Here is a 7329-nt window from a genome sequence, read left to right on the forward strand (position 1 = left end):
GGTGACGTCGCCGGGGCCCTCGGTGAGCGCGATGTACCGCTGCCCGACCAGGTTGCGGTAGCGGACGACCGCGTGGGTCCCCGCGAGCAGCGGCCGGACCGCGTTGACGGTGAACGTGACGTCCGCCAGGGTCCGGTTCTTGACCCGGATGCCCTCGACCTCTCCCACCCGCACTCCGGCCACGCGGATGTCGTCGCCGGTCTCCAGCCCGGTGACGTCGGTGAACACGGCGTGGTAGGTGTCCTTCGGGGTGAAGGAGATGTTGACGATGGTGGCGGCGAGCAGCGCCGTCGCCGCGATCGTGACCAGTGCGAAGAGGCTGAACTTGACCAGCGGGGCGGCGGTCTGCCGAGCTCCTGACCTGCTCATGCGACACTCACCGCCGTTCCGCGCGCGAGCGGACCGAACAACAGGGTCGCGACGGGCGGCACCTGGTCGGCGGGGACGCCCATGATGGGGGCCACGAGCGAGCCGACGGCCCGCTGCTCGGCCCGGGTGGCGGACACGTTGACACCTCCGGGGAGTGCGCCGCCGGAACCTCCGGCCGACGTACCGTCATTGAGATGGGGTTTCGGGCCGGGCACCTGAGGATGCGGCAGGCCACGGCAGTTCGGGCCGGACCGCTCGCCGTACACCGGCTCCTCACCAGGCTGGTACGCCCCCTGCGGCCGGACGACTTCGAGGGTGATCCGCATCTCGCCACCCCGGAACGCGTCCTCCGAGGCCTTCTCCTGCCGGACCAGTCCCTGGAACAGGCACGGGTACTCGGGGGAGTAGCGGGCGAACAGCTCCAGCGTGGGGCGGGAGACCCGGCCCAGGGTGATCAGCCGGTCGCCGTTCTCGGACAGGAAGCCGTTGGCCGTGTCCGCCACGGAAGCGGTCGAGCGGAGCGCGGCGGCCAGCTGGTCCTTCTTGTCGACGATCGTGCGGCTGGTGGTGACCGTGTTGCGCAGGATCCGCATCAGGTCGGGCGCGGCGTCGCCGTACACCTTGGCGACGTCCGCGAACCGCGAGATGTCCTGCTTGAGGGAGGGCATGTGCGGGTTGAGACGGCGCAGATATCCCTCGACCCGGGTGAGGTTGTCACCGATCCGGTCGCCGCGGCCCTCCAGCGCTGTGGCGAACGCCGAGAGCGTGGCGTTGAGTTCACCCGGCTGGACCGTGCGCAGCAGCGGCAGCAGGTCGTTCATCAGCTGCTGCACCTCGATGCCGACCTTCGTGCGGTCCTGGGCGATGACGTCTCCGGCGCGGATGGGCCGAGCCGACGACCGCGCAGAACGCAGGGGCGGGACCAGGTCGACGTACTTCTCGCCGAACAGCGTCTTGGGCAGCAGGCGGGCGTGCACGTCCGAGGGGATGTACGGGACGTACTGGGGATCGAGCGCGATGTCGAGCGTGGCCTTCGTGCCGTCCGCGTGCACCTCGCGCACCTCGCCGACCAGCAGCCCGCGCAGCTTGACATCGGCACGCGGATCGAGCTGGTTGCCGAGGGTGCCGGCCTCCAGGGTGATGGGCACGACGGACGTGAACGCCTGCTGGTAGACGGCCACCGCGAGCGACAGCAGCAGTGCGAGCACGGCGAGGAAGGCGATGCCGTACAGCCTGAGTCTCATTCTGTGCATGCGCACCGCTCTCACCCCGCTATCCGTACGGTCGTGGTGGCGCCCCAGATCGCGAGGCTCAGGAAGAAGTCCAGGACGTTGATGGCGACGATCGAGGTCCGCACCGCACGGCCCACCGCGACGCCGACGCCCGCCGGGCCGCCGCTCGCGTGGTAGCCGTAGTAGCAGTGCACCAGGATGATCAGCACGGCGAAGACGATCACCTTGCCGAAGGACCAGAACACGTCGACAGGCGGCAGGTACTGGTGGAAGTAGTGGTCGTACGTGCCCGTCGACTGCCCGTAGTAGCCGGTGGTGATGGTGCGGGCGGCCAGGTACGAGGACAGCAGCCCGATCACGTACAGCGGGATCACCGCGACGAAGCCGGCGATCATTCTCGACGTCACCAGGAACGGCAGCGACGGGACGCCCATCACCTCCAGCGCGTCGGTCTCCTCGCTGATCCGCATCGCACCGAGCTGCGCGGTGAACCCGGCGCCGACCGTCGCGGACAGGGCGAGCCCGGCCACCAGCGGGGCGATCTCCCGGGTGTTGAAGTACGCCGACAGGAACGCCACGAAGTTGGAGGTGCCGAGCTGGTTGAGGGCCGCGTAGCCCTGGAGGCCGACCTCGGTGCCGGTGAAGAAGGACAGGAACGCGATCACGCCGACCGTGCCGCCGACGACGGCGAGCGCGCCGCGCCCGAAGCTCACCTCGGCGAGCAGCCGCAGGATCTCCTTCTTGTAGCGGCGCAGGGTGCGGCCCGTCCATGCGAGCGAGCGCCCGTAGAAGGACAGTTGGGCGCCCAGCTCTTCGAGTGAGCGCAAGGGGCGATCGAGGACTTTCCGAGGTCTCATCGGCTAACCCCTCTGCGGGACGGCCTGGAAGTACACCGCGGTCATCACGAAGTTGGTCACGAACAGCAACATGAAGGTGATCACCACGGACTGGTTGACGGCATCGCCCACGCCCTTCGGACCGCCCTGTGCCGTCAGCCCCTTGTACGAGGCGACGATCGCCGCGATGGCCCCGAACACGAGCGCCTTGATCTCCGCCGCCCACAGGTCGGACAGCTGGGCGAGGGTGGTGAAGGACGCCAGGTAGGCGCCGGGCGTCCCGTGCTGGAGGACGACGTTGAAGAAGTAGCCGCCCGCGACACCGACGACCGAGACGAGGCCGTTGAGCAGCACGGCCACGACCATCGACGCCAGCACGCGCGGTACGACGAGCCTGTGGATCGGGTCGATGCCGAGCACCTGCATCGCGTCGATCTCGTCCCGGATCTTGCGCGCCCCGAGATCCGCACAGATCGCCGTGCCGCCTGCGCCCGCGATCAGCAGCGCGGTGACGATCGGCGAGGCTTCGCGCAGCACCGCGAGCACGGACGCGGCACCGGAGAAGGACTCCGCGCCCAACTGCCGGGTCAGGCTGCCGATCTGCAGCGCGATGACCGCCCCGAAGGGGATCGAGACCAGCGCCGTCGGCAGAATGGTGACGCTCGCGACGAACCACGCCTGCTGGATGAACTCCCGTGCCTGGAAGGGCCGTCGGGGCAGGGTCCGGACGACGTCCAGCGCCATCGCGAAGAGGTTGCCCGAGTGTCGGAGCGCACCTGTCGGGGAGAGCCTCATGCGCTGCTCACCCCCGTCCCGTGCAGCTCTGCCTCGCGTCTCGCGATCGCCTCCCAGCGGGGCGGGCGGGTGATGCCGGGGCCGGGCAGCAGGCGGGGAGTCAGGTCCCGGACTCGTGGACCCTCGTCGATCTGGGCCAGCTCCTGCTCGACCTGGGCCGCGTCCTTCTCCTCCGCCATGCCGATCGGCCCCTGCATCCGGCCGTTCAGGAACTGCCGTACGACGGGCTCGTCACTGGTCAGCAGCTCCTCGCGAGGCCCGAACATCACCAGCTCGCGCCGGAACAGCAGCCCGATGTTGTCCGGGACCTGGCGGGCCGAGGCGATGTCGTGGGTGACGATCAGGAAGGTCGCGTCGATCTGTGCATTGAGGTCGACGATGAGCTGGTTGAGGTAGGCCACGCGGACCGGGTCCAGGCCCGAGTCCGGCTCGTCGAACAGGATGATCTCCGGGTCGAGGACCAGGGCGCGGGCGAGCCCGGCACGCTTGCGCATACCGCCGGAGATCTCGCCGGGCAGCTTCCCCTCGGCGCCGATCAGCCCGACCATGTCCATCTTCTCCAGCACGATGCGCCGGACCTCGCTCTCGGACTTGCGGGTGTGCTCGCGCAGCGGGAAGGCGATGTTGTCGTACAGGTTCATCGAGCCGAACAGCGCGCCGTCCTGGAACAGCACGCCGAAAAGCTTCCGCACCTCGTACAGGTCGTGCTCACGGAGCTTGGTGATGTCCCGGCCCTGGATCGTGATGGAGCCGCGCTCCGGCTTCAGCAGCCCCACGAGCGTCTTGAGGAACACCGATTTGCCCGTCCCCGAGGGGCCGAGCATCACCGAGACCTCCCCGGCAGGCAGCGTCAGCGAGACGTCCTGCCAGATGACCTGGTGGCCGAAGGACTTGGTCAGTCCTTCCACACAGATCTCGATACCCATCCGGTTCCACCCTTCGCCCGTGGAGCAGCTCCGACATCTGCTCTACGGGGAGGCGCGGGGCGTCCGTCGCGGCGACCGGGATTTTTTTCGGACGCGTTTACGGCGTGTTACGGCAGTTTCGGCGACGGCGTGCGCGAAGGCGTCCTCGGGGCAGGGACAGGGGCGGAGAACGGAGCGGCCGGTACCGCCGAGGCCGGGGGAAGTGACGGGACCGACGAGGCGGCCGACCTCGTCGGCAGGTCCGGCACCTTCGGCACGCCGGGCACCTGCGGCGCCGAAAGCCCCGGGAGCGGGGACGAGGGCACGTCCGGCAGGGACGGCACAGGCACCGGCAGTGGCAGGGACGTTCCCCCGGTGGGTGAGGGCGTCCGACTCCGGGCCTCGGGCGCCGGGGGCGAGGAGGTGCGCGTCTTGGGGGTGCGTCCCCGGCCCGTGGCGTCGCTGAGCCGGACCTGCGCGTTGCTGGACGCGGCCGGCCGCGGCGCCGGACCGTTCCCGTTTCCGCCCGCATTGAGCGCGTACGGCAGCACGAACCCCGCCACCGCCAGGGTCGCCGCCGTCGAGGTCACCGCGACCACCTGGGCCTTGCCGCCCCCGCGCAGCCGCCCGCGCCCGACCAGGAACAGCACCAGCCCGAGCGTCCCGGCCAGCGAGGCGCGCAGCGTCCGCCGGGCCCGGGCGAGCAGCGACTCGACGGTCCGGTAGCTGAGCCCCATCCGCACCGCGACCTGGCTCACGTCCAGGTCCTCGGACTTCAGCCGGAGCGCCTCCGCCTGCCGGGCGGGCAGCTCACCGCTGCGCACGGCGAGCCACTTCGCCTCGGCCCGGTCGCACACTGCCTCCTCGACGGGTACCGGGCCCGGCGCGACGAGCGTGGGGCGGCTGCCCACCTCGGCCTCGCGGTTGACCTGCCGGTACCGGTCGACGCACAGCCGCATCGTCACCTTCGTCAGCCAGGCGCCGAGTCGCTCGTCGTCGAGGTCCGGGCGTTCCGCGGCCCGCAGCATCGCCTCATGCACGGCGTCCTCGGCGTCCTCCTGGCTCATGGAGCGTCGTCGGGCCACCTTGAGCAGCTGCTCGCGATGGCTCCACATGCGCTGCCAACGCTCCTCGGCGGCCGCTGTGTCCGCAGGTATGTCCGTGTCCGCAGGTATGTCCGTCGCCATGAGGGCCCCTTCGCACTCACCCGCCGGTCCTGTGCTTCCGGCGGGCGGCGACATTACCGCCGAGTAGTCGTGGTTGTGGAGGGGGAGACGCCCATCGTGTTCTAGCCGTTGCCGATGGTCAGCGGCCCGGCGTCGGGCAGCACGCCGCCGCCGGGCAGCGTGAGAGTCGGCTCGGGGACGGGGACCAGCGGCGTCCCGGACGCCTTCGGGACGCCGGCCGTACGGGACGGGCTGGGGGAGGGGGAGGCGGGCGGCGTGGACGGCGTGCGCGAGGGACCAGGGCTCGGCTTCCGGTCGTCCGAGGGCTTCGACGGCGCGGGCTTCGGCCTCTGCGGGCGGGACGGCTTTGGCCGGTCCGACCGGGATCCGGCGGACGCGTCCGGCACCACGCGGTGTCCGGTCAGGTAGTACGCGTACCAGGCCTTGACGGTGCGCAGATAGGCGTCCGAGTGGTTGTAGCCCAGGATCGCCCGGTCCAGGTCGGCGGGGTGCGACAGGTCCCGGCCGCCCGCGCACAGGTAGCGGCCGGCGGCGAGCGCCGCGTCGTAGACGTTGTTCGGGTCCGACCGTCCGTCGCCGTTGCCGTCCGCGCCCCAGTGGGCCCAGGTGGACGGGATGAACTGCATCGGGCCGACCGCGCGGTCGTACACCGTGTCGCCGTCGTACGCGCCGCCGTCGGTGTCCGGCACGACGGCGAAGGCGCCGCCGGTCAGCCGCGGGCCGAGGATGGGCGTCACGGTCGTACCGTCCGGGGTCACCCGGCCGCCCCATGCCTGCCCGGACTCCACCTGGCCGATCGCGGCCAGCAGCTGCCAGCGCAGCCGGCAGCCGGGCTCGCTGCGCGCCAGCTCTTCCTCGGCACGCCGGTACGCGGCGAACACGCTCGCGGGCAGGGCGCCGCCGCCCATCGCTCCCGGTGCCGAGCCGTTCTTCCGTGTCCGCAGCGGGGGAAGTCCGGTGCGGTACGGGGTGTTGCCGGACACGCTGGGGCCGTGCTCGGCGGGAGCCGCCTTCCGCGCGGGCTCCGCGGCCTCGGCCGAGACCGCCCCCGGCGCCTGCGACGCGGTCAGGACGGCCATCGCCGCCGCCGCGATCGCCGTACCCCTGGCACCCCTCAGTGCCCCCTTGAGTGCACGCGCTGTCACTGTGCAGTCCCCTCCGTGGGTGAATCCGTCGTCTGCTCTACGCGGCCGGAGGGCAGGTCCGTCGCGTGGAACCGGGCGGATGGGGCGGCGCCTTTTCGGGAGGGGGGTACACACGCGTGTCCGTCAAGGTCTCACCAAGCGGTCGGGGCGGTCACCGACCCCGATCGCCGACCCGCCCGACCACGTGCGTAAGGGTGGGCTGCGGACGGTCTGGCTCGAAGCGGGAGCGTGTCAGCTCGCCGCCCGTGTGAGCAGTGCTGACCTGGACGCGGGGACTCCAACAGGCTTGAGAACATGGGTGGTTGGCGTACGCCGGGACCAGTCTCAGGCGCAGGGCTTTCCTTGTGCCACATATCACGGATTCGGCGGTTCTTCCCAGTTCAGGGGCATCGAAGACCCTCGGGCGTCAGCAAAAGGTCAGCATCGGACGCCGAGGAGACAGCGCCATATGGCGACACGCGCGCTTGCCCGCGGAATGGGCACCTTCTTCAAGGACTGCGAGCATCCTGAGGCCCGTTGGTCGAAGTGCCCGCACGAGTACACGATCCGATACCGCAGCGCAGCGGGCAAGCAGACCGAGGAGTCCGGCTTCGCGACGCAGGACAGGGCGATCGAGCGGTTGACGGAGATCTACAACCAGAAGAAGGCGACGTCCCGGTCACAGTCGAAGGCGGAGCGCATCCGGACGTACGGCACGATGCGGTTCGAGGAGTACACCGAGGAATGGAAGGCCGGCCAACGGCACCTGGCGGTCTCGTCGGTACGGTACCTCGACTCGTTGCTGGAGCATCACCTCTCCCCGGCGCTCGGCAGCCGGCGGATGAACTCCTTCGATCACAAGGTGGTTGACGGCTTCATCC

At 70.5% G+C, this 7329-nt stretch carries 7 protein-coding genes and 1 pseudogene; 1 reads left to right on the forward strand and 7 read right to left on the reverse strand.

The window, feature by feature from the left end:
- The 7 genes from ACWD35_RS44380 to ACWD35_RS44410 form a co-directional block, all read right to left on the reverse strand.
- Positions 1–369, reverse strand: a 369-nt coding sequence (locus ACWD35_RS44380; RefSeq protein ID WP_451357006.1) for an MlaD family protein, incomplete at its 3' end; no start/stop codon positions are given.
- A complete protein-coding gene (locus ACWD35_RS44385; RefSeq protein WP_451357007.1) occupies positions 366–1622 on the reverse strand; it encodes an MCE family protein in 1257 nt (418 codons plus the stop codon). The genes ACWD35_RS44380 and ACWD35_RS44385, both read right to left, overlap by 4 nt.
- Positions 1623–1633: 11 nt before the next feature.
- Positions 1634–2458 carry an MlaE family ABC transporter permease gene (locus ACWD35_RS44390; RefSeq protein WP_451357008.1) on the reverse strand — a complete coding sequence of 275 codons (825 nt, stop codon included), beginning with the start codon at positions 2456–2458 and terminating at the stop codon, positions 1634–1636.
- Positions 2459–2461: 3 nt separating this feature from the next.
- Complete coding sequence (locus tag ACWD35_RS44395) at positions 2462–3232, reverse strand: MlaE family ABC transporter permease (protein ID WP_451357009.1); 771 nt, start codon at positions 3230–3232, stop codon at positions 2462–2464.
- Positions 3229–4158 (reverse strand): ABC transporter ATP-binding protein, encoded by a 930-nt coding sequence (locus ACWD35_RS44400; protein WP_451357010.1) that lies wholly within the window; start codon positions 4156–4158, stop codon positions 3229–3231. Before ACWD35_RS44400 ends, ACWD35_RS44395 begins: the two co-directional genes overlap by 4 nt.
- Before the next feature lie 107 nt (positions 4159–4265).
- Positions 4266–5324: an RNA polymerase sigma factor gene (locus ACWD35_RS44405; RefSeq protein ID WP_451357011.1), complete on the reverse strand. Its 1059-nt coding sequence runs from the start codon at positions 5322–5324 to the stop codon at positions 4266–4268.
- A 101-nt stretch (positions 5325–5425) separates the two neighbouring features.
- A complete protein-coding gene (locus ACWD35_RS44410; RefSeq protein WP_451357012.1) occupies positions 5426–6469 on the reverse strand; it encodes a lytic transglycosylase domain-containing protein in 1044 nt (347 codons plus the stop codon).
- A 448-nt stretch (positions 6470–6917) separates the two neighbouring features.
- Between ACWD35_RS44410 and ACWD35_RS44415 the strand changes: the two are divergent.
- Positions 6918–7329: pseudogene (locus ACWD35_RS44415) on the forward strand (tyrosine-type recombinase/integrase); the annotation flags it as partial.

This window comes from Streptomyces sp. NPDC002671 (genome assembly GCF_053592475.1).